Here is a 17,272-nt window from a genome sequence, read left to right as displayed (position 1 = left end):
GCAGGTCCGATAGCTTGCGGTCATGGATGTCGCCCTTGTCTTGAGCGCCCTGTTGATGGGGCTGGCTGGATCGCCGCACTGCATAGCCATGTGCGGCGCGGCATGCACGGCCCTGGCCGGGCGTTGCGGCGGCGCGCGGCCGCAGCAGGCGCTGGTCGGGTTCCATTTGGGGCGGCTGCTGGGCTACGCGGCGGCCGGCGCGGTGGCGGCGGGCAGCGTGTCGCTGCTGGCGCAGTTTTCGCAACTGACACCGGCGCTGCGTCCGTTGTGGACGCTGGTGCATGTGGCGGCGCTGGGGCTGGGTGTGTGGCTGCTGGTCAAGGGGCGCCAGCCGCAGTGGGTGGAGCACCTGGGCCGGGGCACGCGGCTGGCGCCAGTGGCGGCAGGCGCGGGGACAGCCGGCGGTTGGCAGCCCATGCTGGGCCCATTGAAGGCCGGGATGGCCGGCACGGTCTGGGTGGCGTGGCCTTGTGGGTTGCTGCAGTCCGCGCTGGTGGTGGCCGCACTGGGCCAGCATGCGGCTTCCGGGGCCTCGATCATGGCTGCCTTTGCGCTGGGTTCCTCACTCGGTTTGTGGCTCGGCCCGGCGCTGTGGTGGCGCCTTGGGGCGCCGGGCTCGCGATGGCTGGCCTCGGGCGGCTGGGCCGTGCGTCTGGCCGGTCTGGGCCTGGCCTCGGCCTCGGCCTGGGCATTGGGCCATGGGCTGTGGACGCGCATCGCCGCCTGGTGCGCGAGCTGAAGCACGCCTGCTTTCACCGGGTTTGACCCAGTCAGGCTTGTCAACTTCGCGTCAAGCTGCGCTGCAATGCTGTCCCGCTTGGAGCCACGTTGTCTCAAGTCTTATGTAAGACATAGGACTTCTCGCCGCGTCGCATAGAATCGCGGTCTCATTCCACAACCCCACGCCGGAGCGAGTTTCCATGTACCAACACATCAAGGTGCCCGAGGGTGGGCAGAAGATCACCGTCAATGCGGACTTCTCGCTCAATGTCCCCAGCAACCCGATCATTCCGTACATCGAGGGCGACGGCACCGGGTTCGACATCACGCCCGTGATGCTGAAGGTCGTGGATGCCGCGGTGGAGAAGGCCTACGGCGGCCAGCGCAAGATCCACTGGATGGAGGTGTACGCGGGCGAGAAGTCCACGAAGGTCTATGGCCCCGACGTCTGGCTGCCCGCCGAGACGCTGGACGTGCTGCGCGAATACGTCGTGTCGATCAAGGGCCCGCTGACCACGCCGGTGGGCGGCGGCATCCGCTCGCTCAACGTGGCCCTGCGTCAGGAACTCGACCTCTACGTCTGCCTGCGCCCGGTGCAGTACTTCAAGGGCGTGCCCAGCCCGCTGAAGGAGCCCGAGAAGACCAACATGGTCATCTTCCGCGAGAACTCGGAAGACATCTACGCCGGCATCGAATACGAAGCCAAGAGCGAGAAGGCCCAGAAGGTCATCAAGTTCCTGATCGAGGAGATGGGCGTCAAGAAGATCCGCTTCCCGGAGACCTCGGGCATCGGCATCAAGCCCGTGTCGATCGAGGGCACCGAGCGCCTGGTGCGCAAGGCGATCCAGTACGCCATCGACAACGACAAGCCCAGCGTGACCATCGTCCACAAGGGCAACATCATGAAGTTCACGGAAGGCGGCTTCCGTGATTGGGCCTACGCGCTGGCCAAGCGCGAGTTCGGCGCCGTGGAGATTGACGGCGGCCCGTGGTGCAAGTTCAAGAACCCGAAGACGGGCAGAGACATCATCGTCAAGGACTCGATCGCCGACGCGTTCCTGCAGCAGATCCTGCTGCGCCCGGCCGAGTACTCCGTGATCGCCACGCTCAACCTCAACGGCGACTACATCTCCGACGCCCTGGCCGCACAGGTCGGCGGCATCGGCATCGCCCCGGGTGCGAACCTGTCCGACTCCGTGGCCTGCTTCGAAGCCACGCACGGCACGGCGCCGAAGTACGCGGGCAAGGACTACGTGAACCCTGGTTCCGAGATCCTGTCGGCCGAGATGATGCTGCGCCACATGGGCTGGACCGAGGCGGCTGACCTGATCATCAGCTCCATGGAAAAGTCGATCCAGTCCAAGAAGGTCACCTACGACTTCGCCCGCCTGATGGAGGGCGCGACGCAGGTCTCCTGCTCGGGCTTCGGCCAGGTGATGATCGAGAACATGTGATGAGGCAGGGCCCGGCGCCTTCGGGTGCCGGGCCGGTTGTCCGTTCGGCGGGCTCACGTCATGAGCCTGCGCGGCCCGCAAGGAGCTGCCAGACAAAAAAGTGATGAAATCGCTTGCCAGGTCTGAAATCCTTGCTAGAATCTCAGCTTCTGTTCCCCGATAGCTCAGTCGGTAGAGCGACGGACTGTTAATCCGCAGGTCCCTGGTTCGAGCCCAGGTCGGGGAGCCAACAGAAACACTGAAGTAGTACCGAAGAGGCGCCGCGTTTGAGCGGTGTTTTAATTCCCCGATAGCTCAGTCGGTAGAGCGACGGACTGTTAATCCGCAGGTCCCTGGTTCGAGCCCAGGTCGGGGAGCCAAATTCCAGAAAATGCCCGCGCCAGCGGGCATTTTTTGTTGAGGGACGTCCTGCCGCCGCTGCAGTGGCAGGACGGGCCCGCCGCCCATGTGCGGCCGCAGGGAAGGGCGTCCGGAAGACGCCACCGACGCGGTTACACTAGCGGTTTCGGTCCGACGCGGGTGCTTAGCTCAGTTGGTAGAGCGGCGCCCTTACAAGGCGTAGGTCGGGGGTTCGAACCCCTCAGCACCCACCACCCCGCGGCGGCTGCAAGGCCGGCAGGCAGATGGCTTCAAAGGCGAACCGTGGTTCGCCTTTGTCGCATCCGGGCGACGCTTTTTCGCCGTGCCGCGGCCTCAGGACCCTGCTCGAGGAACCCATGTTCGATTTCGTACGCACCCACACCCGGCTGCTGCAGTTCCTGCTGGTGCTGCTGGTCTTTCCCTCCTTCGTGTTCTTCGGCGTACAGGGCTACAGCCGCTTCACCGAGGGCGGCAACGCCACGGTGGCCGAGGTCGACGGGCATGCCATCACGCAGGCGCAGTGGGATGCGGCGCACCAGCAGCAGGCCGAGCGGCTGCGCCAGCAAATGCCGGGCGTGGATGCCAAGCTGCTGGACTCGCCCCAGTTCAAGCGCGAGACGCTGGACCAGCTGGTGCGCGAGCGCGTGCTGATGTCCGCCGCTGAGAAGCAGCATCTGGCGGTCAACGACGAGCGGCTGCAGCGCCTCTTCGTCACCGATCCGCAGTACGCCTTCCTGCGCAACCCCGACAACAGCATCAACACGCAGATGCTGGCCGCGCAGGGCATGAGCTCGGCGCAATTCGCCGAGCGCCTGCGCCGTGACCTGACGCTGCGCCAGGTGCTCGCCGGCATCACCGAGACGGCGCCCGCCATGCCGGCGGCCGGCAAGCTGGCGCTGGACGCGCTGCTGCAGCAGCGCCAGGTCCAATTGCAGCGCTTCAACGCCGCCGACTACGCCGCGCGCGTCACCCCGACCGATGCCGAGCTCAAGGCCCACTACGACGCCAACCAGGCTCGCTTCAAGGCACCCGAGCAGGCCGTCATCGAGTACGTGGTGCTCAACGCCGAGGCGCTGCAGCAGGACGTGAACGTGAGCGAGGAAGACCTGCGCAAGTACTACGACGAGAATGCCGCGCGCTACACCAGCGCCGAGCAGCGCCGTGCCAGCCACATCCTGATCGCCTCCGACAAGGACCAGCCCGCGGCCGAGCGCGCCAAGGCCAAGGCCAAGGCCGAAGCGCTGCTGGCCGAGCTGCGCAAGAACCCGGCGAGCTTTGCCGACGTGGCGAAGAAGGAGTCGCAGGACCCGGGCTCTGCGCAGAAGGGGGGCGACCTGGACTTCTTCGCCCGTGGCGCCATGGTCAAGCCCTTCGAGGACGCGGCCTTCGCCATGAAGCCCGGCGAGATCAGCAACGTGGTGGAAACCGACTTTGGTTACCACATCATCCGCCTGGATGCCGTGCGCGGCGGCGAGAAGAAGCCCTTCGAGGCCGTGCGTGGCGAGATCGAGGCTGAGGTGCGCAAGCAACTGGCACAGAGCCGCTACACCGAGGCCGCCGAGCAGTTCACCAACACCGTCTACGAGCAGCCGGACTCGCTGCAGCCGGTGATCGACAAGCTCAAGCTCAAGAAGCAGACGGCCACCGTGCAGCGCACGCCCGCGCCTGGTGCGGCCGGTGCGCTGGCCTCGGCCAAGCTGCTGGAGGCGGTGTTCTCCAACGACGTGCTGCGCAACAAGCGCAACACCGAAGCCGTGGAGATCGGCGCCAACCAGCTCGTTTCCGCCCGCGTCGTGGAGTACCGGCCCGAGCGCGTGCGTCCTTTCGAGGAAGTGCAGCTGCAGGTGCGCGAGCGCGTGGTGGCCGAGCAGTCGCTGGCGCTGGCGCGCAAGGACGGGCAGGCCCGCCTGGCGCAGCTCAAGGAAGGCGGCGACGCCGCGGCGGCTTCGCTGCCCGCGCCCGTGACGGTGTCGCGCGCCGAGCGTGGCGATCTGGCGCCTGCGGCGCTGGATGCCGTCATGCGCGCCGATGCGAGCAAGCTGCCCGCGCTGCTGGGCGTGGACGTGCCGCAAGGCTTCGTGGTGGCGCGGCTGATCAAGGTCGAGGCGCCGAATGCGCAGTCGCCGGCGCTGGCCGCGCTGCAGGGCCAGTACCCGCAGGCCTGGGCTTCGGCGGAAGGCCGTGCCTACTACGAGACGCTGAAGAAGCGCTTTGACGTGAAGATCAAGGCGCCGGCCGTGGCTGCCGTGCCGGCCGAAAGCGCGGCTTCAGAAATTTCGCGCTGACCCTTGCACAGACGCAGGAATTCGTATTAGAATTTCATTTCTTCGACGGTGGCTGTAGCTCAGTTGGTAGAGTCCCAGATTGTGATTCTGGTCGTCGTGGGTTCGAGTCCCATCAGCCACCCCAAAACACCAGGCAGTGATGCCTGACACACAAAGCCTCCCTCGCGGAGGCTTTGTTGTTTTCGGGGATGCCCGAATCGTCCTGACTCGGCTGCTGAAATAAAAAGTCACAAATAGCACACGGGAGGGGAATGCACGATGGACGTCCTGCTGGCACACCAGCGGGCGGGCGAGGACGACTCGAAGTACATCCGCAGTTCCTTTCACGGCCTCGATCCGCAGCTCCGCTCCGTACTCGACACCACGCTGCTGCACGCGTCGCAGCGCGACTCATCGGCCCGAAGCATCCTTGCGGTGGTGGTGTGCCCGACGCCGGCCCGGCTCCAGGACGCGCTGGAGAGCCTGAACCGCTGCGCAGGCAACCACCAGGAGAGCGGCGGAGACCGCTTTCCCATCCGCTTCGCCGCATGCACCAGCCACGCGCCGCATGAGGTACACGAGCGCCTGCGTCTGGACCCGCCGCAACTGCTGCTGACCGACGCGGCGACGCTGGACCGATGGCTCATGGGTTGGGCCGGCCCCGAGCTGCGCGACAGCCTGCTTTGTGGACTGCGCGTGCTTGCATGCCTTGGCGACGCCCATGACCGCACCGGCTTGCAGGCTGCCGAGCTGGCGCTGCTCGTACGCCGGTACCGGATGCAGTGCCGGCACGCCTTGAGCTGCATCGGCAACCCGGAGCCACCGGCCATGCTGCATCCCGAACCGTTGCGGGCACACCTTCATGCACTGACCGTTTCCGAGGTCGGGTGGCCTGCATGGCCCTGGCGCGTCGATGGCCGGCCGTCGCTCAGCGCCTTCGTCGAGGAGAGCCAGCCCGGGCTGCCCCTGCGTCCCGAGCTGCGCGCTGCGCTGCGGCTCGCGCCCCAGATGCGTGACCGCATCCATGCTGCCTTCGAGCACAGCCTGCGCGATCTGCCGCTGCAGGTCCGTACCCAGCAGTTCGACCATGACCATGTCGAGCACGCGCTTGACGCGTTGCCCCAGCAGCTGGACCAGGCCTTGGACCGCTGGCGTGCGCTCTACCGTGCGGCTTATGCCACCCACGAGCATGCAACGTACAAGCTTCAAAATGAACTACTTTCCTCACGAGGAAAGGCCTGCCTTGACCAACAGCGCCGCCAGGACGAGGCGGCGCGCCAGCTCCGGTGGCTGCGCAACGCCTGCAGCGACGCCGGACCGGAATTCGATCCGGCCCACTTTCTCGCCGCCGAAGGCTTTCTGCCCAGCCACGGGGTGAGGCGGCAACCACTGCGCGTGTTCCTGTCGTCGGCGTGCGGCCCGGGTCAATTCATTTCACGCCCTCGCGCCACCGCCTTGCACGAGCTTGGGCCGCTGGCGCTCTTGCATCACGAAGGGCGGTGCTACCGCCTGACCCGGTTCGTGTTGCCGGACGCGGGCCCGGCGCTCACCGCGGCCAAGCTCTGCCGGTCTTGCGGCTGCCTGCTGGAAGCCGGGCAGCGCCAGCGCGAGACCTGCCCTGTCTGCGGAGTGAGCCTCTCGGACGCAGGCGTCAGCGAAGTCCTGCACGACCTGCTGGAGGTGGCTGACGCCCATGCCGAGGAGGTCGATGCGCCGTCTCCCGCTGACGAAGCGGGTGCGTGCGGCTTCGACATCGACACCTGCTTCAGCATCGGTGACGGCCACACGGGCGCCGTCAGGCAGGCCTGGTTGAAGGCGGGTGGCCGGACGTTGCTGGACCTGGGCTTCATCCCCGGCGCGCGCCTGGTGCAGCTCAACCGCGGCTGGCGCGGCAGCGAGGCCGAGGGCTTTCCGCTGGATCTGCTCAGCGGCACCTGGTGCCCTTGCGCACTTGAGAACGCTTCCACACCGCCGAGGCAGCTCCGCCGCGTCAGGCTCCGCGCCTCGTACCCGGCCGATGTGCTGCTGCTCCTGCCCGCGGTGTTCCTGGGCCTGGAGCGCGAAGGCGTGCTCGCGCTCCAGGACCTGCTGCTGCGTGCCATCGGGTACTGCCACCAACTGGGGCCAGGCGAGCTGGGCGCGGCCAACGTGGGGCAGGGAAGCCGGCCCGGCATCCTGCTGCACGAGACGGAGGCGGGCGGCGCCGGTGTGCTGTCGCGCCTGCTGGAGCCGGACACCTTCTCGACGGTGATAAAGCGGGCGCGGTCGCTGCGTCGCAGCGTCGGCGCGGTCGCCACGGCGCCGGATCGAAATGGCAGCAGTGACCGTATCGACGACGCGCTGGACCGGCTGTGCCGCGGCTCCCTGGAGCAGCCCGCTGCCGTTGCGCAGCAAGACTACGCGGCTCGGTACGCGCGGTTGCTGAAGCAACTTGATCCTGCAGCGCCCGCCGCCCGCCGCTTCATCGAGCACCTGTACGCGCGCGGCCTGCGCCTGCCCGACGTGGCCCGGCAGCGCGTGGACGGGCTCTACGTCCGCCCCGACTTTCACTATGCGCCGCGCGCCTGGATCTTCTGCGACGACCTGCCGGACGGCGAACTGGCCGTGCGCGAAGCGGATGAGGTCCAGCGCGAGGCCCTGCTGGCGCGCGGCGACGAGGTCTGGGTCTGGCATGCGGGGGACGACCTGGCCGAGCGCGTGGCGCAGCGGCCGGACCTGTTCGGCCCGGTGCGGTGAGCGTCGCCTTCCAGCCCGGCGGGCTCGTGTCCCTGCGCGGGCGCGACTGGGTCGTGCTGCCCTCGGCCGACCCCGAGCTGCTGCTGCTCAAGCCGCTGGGCGGCGCGGAGGACGAGGTCACCGGCCTGTTCCTGCCACTGGGCGGCGAGCTGCCGCGCGACGCCCGCTTCGAGCCGCCCAGCGCTGAGGACCTGGGCGACTTCGCCAGCGCGCGGCTGCTGCACGACGCCGCGCGGCTGGCGCTGCGCAACGGCGCGGGGCCGTTCCGCTGCCTGGCCAAGCTGTCGTTCCGCCCGCGTTCGTACCAGATGGTGCCGCTGGTGATGGCGCTGCGGCAGGACGTGACGCGGCTGCTCATCGCCGACGACGTGGGCGTGGGCAAGACGGTGGAGGCACTGCTGGTGGTGCGCGAGCTGCTGGAGCGACGCCGCATCCGGCGCTTCGCGGTGCTGTGCCTGCCACAGCTGTGCGAGCAGTGGCAGGCCGAGATCCGCGCCAAGCTGGACCTGGAGGCCGTGGTCATCCGCAGCAGTACCCAGGCGCGGCTGGACCGCCAGGTCCAGGGCGACACCAGCGTCTACGACCACTATCCGTTCCAGGTCATCAGCATCGACTTCATCAAGTCGGACGCGCGCCGGGACGTGTTCGTCGAGCAGTGCCCGGAGCTGGTGATCGTGGACGAGGCCCATGCCTGCGCCCGCCCCGCCGGCGCTGCCGCGGCGCAGCAGCAGCGCTACCACCTGGTCAGCCGCATCGCGGCCAAGCGGCAGCATCTGCTGCTGCTCACCGCCACGCCGCACAGCGGCAAGGCGCAGGAGTTCCAGTCGCTGCTGGGCCTGCTCAAGCCGGGCTTCGACAGCATCGACCTGCCCACCGCCACGCAGCCCCAGCGCCGCGAGCTGGCGCGCCACTTCGTGCAGCGCAAGCGCGCCGATGTCGAGAAGTGGTTGAACGAGGACACGCCGTTCCCCAGGCGCGACGCCTTCGAGCTGAGCTACGAGCTGTCACCCGATTACCGGCGGTTGTTCCAGGCGCTCATTCACTTGTCGCGCCGGCTCATCGCTCCAGCGGCAGGAGAGCCGTCGCAGCGGGCGCATTACTGGAGCGCGCTGGGCCTGCTGCGTGGCGTGATGTCCAGCCCGGCGGCGGGCATGGCGATGCTTCACATGCGGCTGTCCAGGCTCACGGACCTGGCGCGCGATGAGCAGTGCGCCGCAGCGGCGGCCGTGGACATCCCCGAGGACGACCTGTTCTTCAACCCCGTGGGCGACAGCGAGCCCGGCCGCGAGGACGACCACGCGCCGGTGCAGGTGGTGGAACGCGCCCACTGGTCCGAGCCCCAGCGCCGGCAGCTGCGCGAATTCGCCGCAGCGCTGCAGGCCCTGGCCGGCCCGGCGCAGGACCGCAAGCTGCTGGCCACCGCGCGCCAGCTCACGGCCTGGCTCAAGGAAGCCGCGCCGCAGTGCCCGGTGGTGTTCTGTCGCTACGTGGAGACGGCCAGGTACCTGGGCGAGCAACTGGGGCCGCTGCTGCGCCAGGAGTTCAAGGGCCTGGAGCTGCAAGTCCTTACCAGCGAGCTGCCCGACGAGCTGCGCCGCCAGCGCATCGAGGCCATGGGCCGCTCGCGGCTGCGGGTGCTGATCGCCACCGACTGCCTCAGCGAAGGCATCAACCTGCAGCAGCACTTCACGGCAGTGCTGCACTACGACCTGCCCTGGAACCCCAACCGCCTGGAGCAGCGCGAGGGCCGCGTGGACCGCTTCGGGCAGACCGCGCCGGTGGTGAAAGCCTGCCTGCTCTACGGCGCCGACAACCCCATCGACGGCGTCGTGCTGGACGTGCTGCTGCGCAAGGTGCGCGAGATCCGGCGCGCCACCGGCATCAACGTGCCGTTCCCGGAGGACTCGCGCACCGTCATTGAAACCATCACCCACGCGCTGCTGTTGAACCCGGAGCGCGGCCTCAGCACGCGCGAGGGCGCGCAGGGCCTGCTGTTCGAGGACGGCGATTTCGAAGAGGGCGCTGCCGCCAGGAACGCGGTTACGGACGAGGTTGATGCCGCGCTGGCCCAGCAGCAGGCCTGCACAAGCGTCTTCGCCCAGCACGCCCTCCGGGCCCAGGACATCGAGGCCGACTTGCGCGCAGTGGACGAGGCCCTGGGCGACCCGCGGGCGGTCGAGCGCTTCGTCACCCGGGCGCTGCCGGACCTGTTCGGCGCGCAGGTCCGGCCGCAGGGGCCGGGCTGGCGCATCGTCTGCGACAACCTCGCGCCCGCGCTGTGCGAGGCACTGCCCGGCGCCGCGGCCGGCGCGGCGGTGCGGGTGAGCTTTCAATCGCCGACGCCCGTGGGCTTCACGTACCTGGGCCGCAACCACGCCTTCGTGGAGCAGCTGTGCCAGCTGGTGATGACCAATACGCTGGTCCGGCAGGGCCCGCGTGCCGCGCGCGCGGCCGTGATCCGCACCCACGCCGTCGCCACCAAGACCACGCTCTTGCTGCTGCGCTGCCGCCACGTCATCGAGGCCGTGCGGGATCAGGCTCAGCTCGTGGCCGAGGAGATGCTGCTGTGGGGCTGGCACGGCCTGCCGCCGCAGCGCGGGTTCCTGGATCACGCGGCAGCCGAGGCGCTGCTGGCAAACGCGCGCGCTGCCTCGGAGCTGTCGCCGCAGGCGCGCGCCGCCTTTCTCGCCAACGAACTGAAAACCCTGGCGCGGCTGGATGCAGCCCTCACCGAGCTGGCCCAGAGCCAGGCGCGGCGGCTGGTCGAGGTGCATGAGCGCTTCAGCGCGCTGATGGACCAGCAGCGTTCTCAGCGCGTCCACCCCGTGCTGCCCATGGACCTGCTGGGCGTCTACGTGCTGCTGCCGGAGGTGCCGCGGTGATGTATCCGTCCCTGCGCATCGAGGGCGCGATCTTCTCGCCCGACATCCTGGGCCGGCTGGAAGACCTGCCCGGCCAGCGTCCGGCCGATTTCGGCCTGGCGGACGCTGCCAAGGTCAAGGACGAGATCGCCCGCGCCTGGGCCGACGCGCAGGAGCTCTGGCGCCTCTTTCAGCGCAAGCTGGCCGCGCTGTGCCCGGACAGCCCTGCCACCCGCGAGACACGCCAGCACTGGGTGCTGCCGTTGCTGGGCCTGCTGGGCTACCGGCTCGAATTCCAGACCCGGCACACGGAACTCAACGGCAAGCTCTATCCGCTGTCGCACCGCTTGGTCAATCGCGGCGGCAGCGTGGTCCACGTGCTGGGCTGGCGCGACCCGGCCGGGCTGGACCGCAGGGCCGAGCCGCGTGCCGGCGCGCCGCGCATGTCGGCGCATGCCATGGTGCAGGAGGTCCTGAACCTGGCCGACGAGCTCTACGGCTTGGTGACCAACGGCCGCGTGCTGCGGCTGCTGCGCGACAGCTCGCGGCTGATCAAGCTTTCCTACCTGGAGTTCGACCTGGAGCGCATCTTCGGCGACGGCCTGTTCGCCGATTTCGCGCTGCTGTGGCGCCTGCTGCATACCAGCCGGCTGCCGGCGCGGCGCGAGGAGGCGGCGCAGTGCTGGCTGGAGCGCTACCACCAGGATTCGCTGGACGCCGGCTCGCGCATCCGTGCCGGCCTGTCCCGCGCGGTGGAGCAGGCCCTGAAAGGACTGGCCAACGGTTTCATTCAACACCCGGCCAACGCGGCGCTGCGCGAGCGGCTGCGTGGCGGCGGGCTGGGCAGCGACCGCCTCTATCAGCAGCTGCTGCGGCTGATCTACCGGCTGCTGTTCCTGATGGTGATCGAGGAGCGCGGCCTGGTCTTCCCGCCCGGCGCGGACGCGCGCCGGCGCGAGGTCTACGCGCGCCACTACAGCCTGCAGCGCCTGCGCCGCCTGAGCGAGAAGCGGCACCTGGCCGACCGGCGCCACGCCGACCTGTGGCCGGCGCTGCTGTCCACCTTCGGGCTGTTCGAGGCCGGCGGGCCGGGCGCGACGCTGGGGCTGGCGCCGCTGGCCGGCGAGCTGTTCGGCCGCGACGCCCTTGTGGATCTGGCCGGCTGCGCGCTGGGCAACGACGCGCTGTTGCAGGCATTGCGGGCGCTGAGCCTGTACGCGCACCCGGACAGCGGGCAGCTCATCCGCGTCAACTACGGCGCGCTGAACGTGGAGGAGTTCGGCTCCGTCTACGAAGGCCTGCTGGAGTACGCGCCGGTGCTGCTGTGGCAGGGCGCGCAGCCCGCCTTTGAGTTGAAGCGGAGCGACGAGCGCGCCAACACCGGCTCGCACTACACACCCGACGAGCTGGTGCAGCCGCTGCTGAAACACTCGCTGGACCACCTGATCGCCGAGCGGCTGAAGGCGCCGGACCGCGCTGCCCGCGAGGCCGCGCTGCTGGACCTGCGCGTGGCTGACGTGGCCTGCGGCTCGGGACACATCCTGCTGGCGGCGGCGCGGCGCATCGCCACGGAGCTGGCCGTGGTGCGCACCGGCGAGGAGCAGCCCGCGCCTTCCACGTTCCGGCAGGCGCTGCGCGACGTGATCCGCCACTGCATCTACGGCGTGGACCTCAATCCGCTGGCGGTGGAGCTGTGCAAGGTGGCGCTGTGGCTGGAGGCGCACGTACCGGGCGAGCCGCTGCGCTTCCTCGACCACCACATCAAGTGCGGCAACGCCATCGTGGGCTATGTGCGGCGCGAGGACATCGGCGCGCGCGGCGTGCCCGACGAAGCCTTTACCCGGCTGCCCGGCGACGACAAGGACACCGTGGCCGCGCTGCGCCGGCGCAACCGCGCCGGGCACAAGGGCCAGGAAACGCTGAGCTTCGACCCGGAAGCCGCGCGCGACCTGGACGCTGCGCTGCGCGACTGGCGCGCGCTGGACGCGATGCCGGACCACACGCCGCAGGAGGTGCAAGCCAAGCAGGCGTGCTTCATCGCGCTGTCGCAGTCGCCCTTGGCGCAGCTGATGCGCCGGCTCGCGGCGCTGCCCATCGCCCAGTTCTATTTACCCAAGCAGGCCGGCCAGGCCGGGTTGCACGTGACCGAGGACGCCTTTCGCCCGTACTGGCGCGGCGAGCGCAGGCCGGAAGGGCCGGGCGTGGACGCGGCCTTGGCCGTGGCCGAGCGCAAGCGCTTTTTCCACTGGTTCCTGGAGTTTCCGGAGGTCATGGCGCGGGGTGGGTTTGATTGTCTCCTCGGTAATCCGCCTTATCTCGGTGACCGACAAATCAGCGGAAAGTACGGCCATGAATTTTGTTCTTACGTGAGATGGGAGTATGCTCCGGCTGGTCTGAGTGATTTGGTTGTCTATTTTGTGCGGCGCATGCACTCGCTGATGAATGTGGGTGGTTATATGGCCTTCATCACGACGAATTCGATCCGGGATGGTGATGTTCGCCAGGATGGATTGGAGGTTTTGTTGTCTAAAGGAGCAGACATTAACTTCGCCATGCGTGCTGTTAAGTGGCCGGGGCGAGCTAATATAGTTGTGTCTTTATTGGCTATTCATCAGGATAAATTTGCTGGCGGACGAATGCTTGATGGTAAAACTGCTCGCTCCATCAACGCCTTCTTGGATGATGAGGCACAGGATAAGACACCCAGCCAACTTGCTGAGAATGGTGCGCGCATCTTCGTTGGATCACATTTTTTGGGCGAAGGTTTTATTCTGAATCAGAAGGACGCTGAGGGCTTGATAGCCGAGGGCGAGGTCAATAAAGAAGTAATTTGGTCAGTTATTAATGGGCAAGAGATCAATAACGTGCCGGATCAACGTTCCGTTCGCATGATTATTAATTTCTCCGGTCGTAGTCAAGACGATGCATCTGCATATGAGGGGCCTTTTAGACGAGTTAAGGAGCTTGTAAAGCCCATGCGTGACTTGCAGAATCGAGTTCATGTGCGAGAGCGCTGGTGGATGCATGCAGACCATAGGCCAGGGTTGTATAGATCTATTTCTTCGCTGTCTTGTTGCTTTGTGACTGCCGGCACTACAAAATATTTAAATTTTTCTAAAGTGCCTGCTGACTATGTTTATTCGCACACTTTGAATGTCTTAGCTTCCGAACGTTGGGATATTTATGCCGTAGTTCAATCTGGTGTACATGAAATTTGGGTAAGAAAATACAGCGGTACCCTGAAGTAGGATCTGCGCTATTCGCCATCAAAATGCTTTGAAACCTTCGCCTTCCCCGGCAATCTCTGGCGTATTCCTGACCAGAAACTGGCCCGCATCGGCGAGCGCTACCACGAGCATCGCCGCCGCCTGATGCGCGAACTGTGGTTGGGGCTGACCGGTATCTATAACCTGTTCCATGCCCGAGCCTTAACGCCGGAGCTGGTGGCGAAAATCAGCAGGAAGCCGGCGGATGTGGCGCAGGCTGGTTATGAAAGGCTGCTGGAATTGCGCCGCCTGCATGTCGCGCTGGACAGCGCCGTGCGCGACGCCTATGGCTGGCAGGACTTGGACCTCGGCCATGATTTCTTTGAAGTCGAAACCCTGCCGGAAAAGGACCGCGTGCGTTTCACGATCAGCCCCACCGCGCGGCGCGAATTGCTGCGGCGGCTGCTGGTGCTGAATCACGAGCGGGCGGAGGCGGAGAAACTGCAGGCGGCCCAGGCTCCAAAATCCACTGCGAAAAAAGCCGGCAAGCGCCGGCCGGGGGTTGATGTGCAGACGGGGGAATTGTTTGGGGAGCTTCAACGCTCCGAAAGCTGAGCGTCCACGGTGGGCATGCTGGCGCTGCTCAACGTGGCGATGTTCGGAGCCATCGGCTGGCACTTGCGTGGGCTCTGGCCCTCAGGGATAGCTCACCGGCGGCAGCGGCCGGTTTTCGGGCAGCGGGATGAACTCCGTCTCCTGCGGCACCGGCGCGAAGCGGCCGGCGGCCCAGTCGGCCTGGGCCTGCTGGATGCGCTCGCGCGAGCTGGAGACGAAGTTCCACCACACGTAGCGCGGCCCGTCCATGGACGGCCCGCCCAGTAGCACCAGGTGCGCCGGGCCGCGCGGCGCGCACAGCACCACCGGCTCGCCCGGCTTGAACACCAGCAGCTGCTGCGGCCCGTGGCCGTGCGCCGCGTCCTCGGCATTGACCGAGACCTGTCCGGACAGCACGTAGGCGGCGCGCTCCTCGTGCAGCGGCGGCAGCGGCAGCTGCGCGCCGGGCGCCAGGTGCACCTCCACGTAGAACATCTCCGACAGCGTGCGCACCGGCGAGTGCGCGCCCTCGAAGTCGCCCAGGATCACGCGCAGGCGGCAGCCCTCGGCCTCCAATTGCGGCAGCTCGCCCGCGCCGTGGTGCACGAAGGAGGGCTCGACTTCCTCCTGCGCCCGGGGCAGCGCCACCCACAGCTGCAGCCCGGCCAGCATTGCCTGGCCGTCGCGGGCCTCGGGCGGCGTGCGCTCGGAGTGCACGATGCCGCGCCCGGCCGTCATCCAGTTCAGCTCGCCGGGGCGGATGGGCTGCACCACGCCCAGGCTGTCGCGGTGCAGGATCTCGCCCTGCGTCAGGTACGTGACCGTGGCCAGGCCGATGTGCGGGTGCGGGCGCACGTCCAGCCCGCGCCCGGCCTCGAAGCGCACCGGCCCCATCTCGTCGAAGAACACGAAGGGCCCCACCATGCGCCGCGCCGCCGAGGGCAGCGCGCGGCGTACGGTGAAGCCCTCGCCCAGGTCCGAGCTGCGGGGAATGACGATGGTTTCCAGAGCATCCATGGGGGTCTCCCGGGGCGGTCAATCGAGCTCCAGCAGCAGCGGCTGGTGGTCGGAGGCGGTGGTGGCGGCGTCCACCCGCAGCGCGCGCAGGCGCGGCAGCAGGTCGGCGCTGGCGAACACGAAGTCGCAGCAGTAGGGCGCCTCGGGCGCTGGCCCTTCGTGCGGGGCGAAGGTGGGCGGATGCGGCTGCCCGGGGTGCAGCCGGGTCCAGGCATCGGTCCAGGCGGGCGTGGCGTCGGGGAAGGGCGCCAGCAGGCGCCGGTACTCCGGCGAGTCCGGCTTGAAGTTCATGTCGCCCATCAGCAGCGCCGCGCCGCCGCGCGGCAGCGCCGCGAAGGGGCCTTCCTCCGCGGGCCGCGGCTGGCGCGCGTGCGCCACCGCTTCCTGGTGCAGCTCGCGCAGCCGCTGCACCTGGGCCAGGCGCTGCCGCAGGGAGTAGTAGGCAAGGTGGGTGGTCATGACGCGCAGCGGCCCGAAGGGCGCACGCAGCGTGGCCTCGATCACCAGCCGCGCCATGCTGGGCACGGCCGGGTCGGCCGGCCAGGGCAGCTGATGCCGCAGCACCTGCAGCACCGGCAGCCGCGTCAGCAGCAGGTTGCCGAAGCGTCGGCGCGTGCCGCCGGGGCCGGGCAGGTCCGTCGCCACGCCTTCCACCGCGCTGAAGCCCGGCAGCGCCAGGGCGAGGTCGCGGAACTGGTTGCCGGCCGCGCCGCCGGGCAGGTCGGGCCAGCCGTCAGCCACCTCCTGCAGGCACAGCACGTCGAAGTCGGCGAGCTTGCGGGCATCCGCCAGCAGGCGCGGCAGGTCGACGCGGCCGTCGCTGCCGCGGCCCCACTGGATGTTCCAGGTCACGAGTTTCAAGCGGGTTCTCCCGGGCTGAGGGCGGGGCGGGCAGATGGGATGCCCGCACGTTGCCCCGACTGTGCCGCCGCCGGGCAGATGGGGCTGCAAGCAATGTTGTCAGCCGCTCACGCTATCCGGACAGCTTCGAGCGCTGCCGCAGCGCCGCCGGCGACTCCCCGGTCCAGCCCTTGAAGGCGCGGGTGAAACTTTTTTCGTTGTCGAAGCCCGCCGCCTGCGCGATCTGCTTGATGGGCCGGTTGCTGCGCAGCAGCTGCTCCACGGCGATGTCGCGCCGCACCGCGTCCTTGAGCGCCTGCAGCGTGGTGGATTCCTCCTGCAGCTGCCGGTGCAGGCTGCGCGTGGACAGGAACAGCGCCGCCGCCACCTCGTCCGCCGTGGCCCCGGGCTGCTGGCGCAGCCGCTCGCGCACGCGCTGCGCCAGCAGCCGGTCGCGCCGGTACTGCCGCACCGTCAGCGGCAGGGCACGCTTCAGCATCGCATTGAGCGCCGCCTCGTCGCGGCGCAGCGGCAGCGCCAGGTAGCGCGCGTCGAAGCTGAAACCCGCCGCGTCGGCGCCGAAGCGCACCGGGCCGGGGAACATGTGGTCGTAGGCGGCGGCATGCGGCGGGGCCGGGAAGGGAAAGCTCGCCTCCAGCAGCGGGATGCGCGAGTCCACCGCCCAGCAGGCGTAGCCGTGCACGTAGCGCAGCAGCGTCACCAGGCAGAACTCGCGCAGGGGGCCGAAGTCGCGCTGCTCGGTGATGGACAGCCGCGCCGTGTCATCCAGCACCTCCAGCCGCAGCAGCACGTCCTCGGTGAGCAGCCGGTGGTGCCGGCACCAGCGCTTGAGCGCCAGGCCCAGCGTGGCGGCGCCGGTGCTGGCGCGGCACAGCATCCCGTAGCTGCCCCAGGGCAGGCGGCGCGAGAACCAGCCCAGCGCCTCGTCGTCCAGCGCCTGCATCGCCGCGGCGGACACGGCCTCCATCTGCAACGCCGTGATGCGCGCGTCCGCTTCTTGTAACTGCGCTGGCGTGATTTGTGCCGCCGCCAGCGCCGGGGCCGGGTCCATCCCGCGGCGCTCGAAGGCCAGCGCGATGCAGCGGACGAAGGCCATGGGCGTGACGGCGGCGGGCTGTTGCATGGCCCGAAGTTTGGCAGCTTTTGCAACCTCCCTGGCCGCCACCGTGCTGCGTCCGCGCCTACCCTTGACGGATCGG

10 protein-coding genes and 4 tRNA genes are annotated in these 17,272 nt (G+C 68.4%); 11 read left to right on the top strand and 3 right to left on the bottom strand.

Annotation, left to right across the window (positions count from 1 at the left end):
- Window positions 1–40: 40 nt before the first annotated feature.
- The 11 genes from HHL10_RS10745 to HHL10_RS10695 all read left to right on the top strand — a co-directional run bounded on the left by HHL10_RS10745 (window position 41) and on the right by HHL10_RS10695 (window position 14,216).
- Complete coding sequence (locus HHL10_RS10745) at window positions 41–739, top strand: sulfite exporter TauE/SafE family protein (protein WP_310734573.1); 699 nt, start codon at window positions 41–43, stop codon at window positions 737–739.
- A 181-nt stretch (window positions 740–920) separates the two neighbouring features.
- A complete protein-coding gene (gene icd / locus HHL10_RS10740; protein ID WP_169160361.1) occupies window positions 921–2,174 on the top strand; it encodes an NADP-dependent isocitrate dehydrogenase in 1,254 nt (417 codons plus the stop codon).
- A gap of 153 nt (window positions 2,175–2,327) precedes the next feature.
- Window positions 2,328–2,403 (top strand) — tRNA-Asn (locus tag HHL10_RS10735).
- A gap of 54 nt (window positions 2,404–2,457) precedes the next feature.
- Window positions 2,458–2,533, top strand: a tRNA-Asn gene (locus HHL10_RS10730).
- A gap of 158 nt (window positions 2,534–2,691) precedes the next feature.
- Window positions 2,692–2,767: transfer RNA gene (locus tag HHL10_RS10725), tRNA-Val, on the top strand.
- A 123-nt stretch (window positions 2,768–2,890) separates the two neighbouring features.
- Window positions 2,891–4,819 carry a SurA N-terminal domain-containing protein gene (locus HHL10_RS10720; RefSeq protein WP_169160360.1) on the top strand — a complete coding sequence of 643 codons (1,929 nt, stop codon included), beginning with the start codon at window positions 2,891–2,893 and terminating at the stop codon, window positions 4,817–4,819.
- A 48-nt stretch (window positions 4,820–4,867) separates the two neighbouring features.
- Window positions 4,868–4,943: transfer RNA gene (locus HHL10_RS10715), tRNA-His, on the top strand.
- Between the two features lie 134 nt (window positions 4,944–5,077).
- Entirely contained in the window at window positions 5,078–7,534 is a 2,457-nt protein-coding gene (locus tag HHL10_RS10710; protein WP_169160359.1) for a DEAD/DEAH box helicase family protein, read from the top strand.
- Window positions 7,531–10,416, top strand: a complete 2,886-nt coding sequence (locus tag HHL10_RS10705; protein ID WP_169160358.1) for a DUF8741 domain-containing protein — start codon at window positions 7,531–7,533, stop codon at window positions 10,414–10,416. The genes HHL10_RS10710 and HHL10_RS10705 overlap by 4 nt, the downstream gene beginning before the upstream one ends.
- A complete protein-coding gene (locus tag HHL10_RS10700; RefSeq protein WP_169160357.1) occupies window positions 10,416–13,643 on the top strand; it encodes an Eco57I restriction-modification methylase domain-containing protein in 3,228 nt (1,075 codons plus the stop codon). The genes HHL10_RS10705 and HHL10_RS10700 overlap by 1 nt, the downstream gene beginning before the upstream one ends.
- Window positions 13,644–13,766: 123 nt before the next feature.
- The gene (locus HHL10_RS10695) at window positions 13,767–14,216 is read left to right on the top strand and encodes a hypothetical protein (protein WP_169160356.1); all 450 of its coding nucleotides are present in this window, start codon (window positions 13,767–13,769) and stop codon (window positions 14,214–14,216) included.
- Between the two features lie 81 nt (window positions 14,217–14,297).
- On the opposite strand, the gene HHL10_RS10690 is transcribed toward HHL10_RS10695, so the two are convergent.
- The 3 genes from HHL10_RS10690 to HHL10_RS10680 form a co-directional block, all read right to left on the bottom strand.
- Window positions 14,298–15,212 carry a pirin family protein gene (locus tag HHL10_RS10690; RefSeq protein ID WP_169160355.1) on the bottom strand — a complete coding sequence of 305 codons (915 nt, stop codon included), beginning with the start codon at window positions 15,210–15,212 and terminating at the stop codon, window positions 14,298–14,300.
- Between the two features lie 18 nt (window positions 15,213–15,230).
- Window positions 15,231–16,064 carry an endonuclease/exonuclease/phosphatase family protein gene (locus HHL10_RS10685; RefSeq protein WP_310734579.1) on the bottom strand — a complete coding sequence of 278 codons (834 nt, stop codon included), beginning with the start codon at window positions 16,062–16,064 and terminating at the stop codon, window positions 15,231–15,233.
- Window positions 16,065–16,185: 121 nt separating this feature from the next.
- Entirely contained in the window at window positions 16,186–17,196 is a 1,011-nt protein-coding gene (locus tag HHL10_RS10680) for an AraC family transcriptional regulator (protein WP_169160353.1), read from the bottom strand.
- Window positions 17,197–17,272 lie beyond the last annotated feature (76 nt).

Origin of the sequence: Azohydromonas caseinilytica, assembly GCF_012927045.1 — a bacterium.
In the GTDB taxonomy this organism is placed as follows: domain Bacteria; phylum Pseudomonadota; class Gammaproteobacteria; order Burkholderiales; family Burkholderiaceae_C; genus Azohydromonas; species Azohydromonas caseinilytica.
This window is presented reverse-complemented; position numbering and strand designations above follow the sequence as displayed.

Bases quoted from the DNA above. Each gene is read 5' to 3' on its own strand.
- icd (WP_169160361.1), top strand. From the start codon at position 921: ATGTACCAACACATCAAGGTGCCCGAGGGTGGGCAGAAGATCACCGTC.
- HHL10_RS10700 (WP_169160357.1), top strand. From the start codon at position 10,416: ATGTATCCGTCCCTGCGCATCGAGGGCGCGATCTTCTCGCCCGACATC.
- HHL10_RS10690 (WP_169160355.1), bottom strand. From the start codon at position 15,212: ATGGATGCTCTGGAAACCATCGTCATTCCCCGCAGCTCGGACCTGGGC.
- HHL10_RS10680 (WP_169160353.1), bottom strand. From the start codon at position 17,196: ATGCAACAGCCCGCCGCCGTCACGCCCATGGCCTTCGTCCGCTGCATC.
- HHL10_RS10695 (WP_169160356.1), top strand. From the start codon at position 13,767: ATGCGCGAACTGTGGTTGGGGCTGACCGGTATCTATAACCTGTTCCAT.
- HHL10_RS10720 (WP_169160360.1), top strand. From the start codon at position 2,891: ATGTTCGATTTCGTACGCACCCACACCCGGCTGCTGCAGTTCCTGCTG.
- HHL10_RS10710 (WP_169160359.1), top strand. From the start codon at position 5,078: ATGGACGTCCTGCTGGCACACCAGCGGGCGGGCGAGGACGACTCGAAG.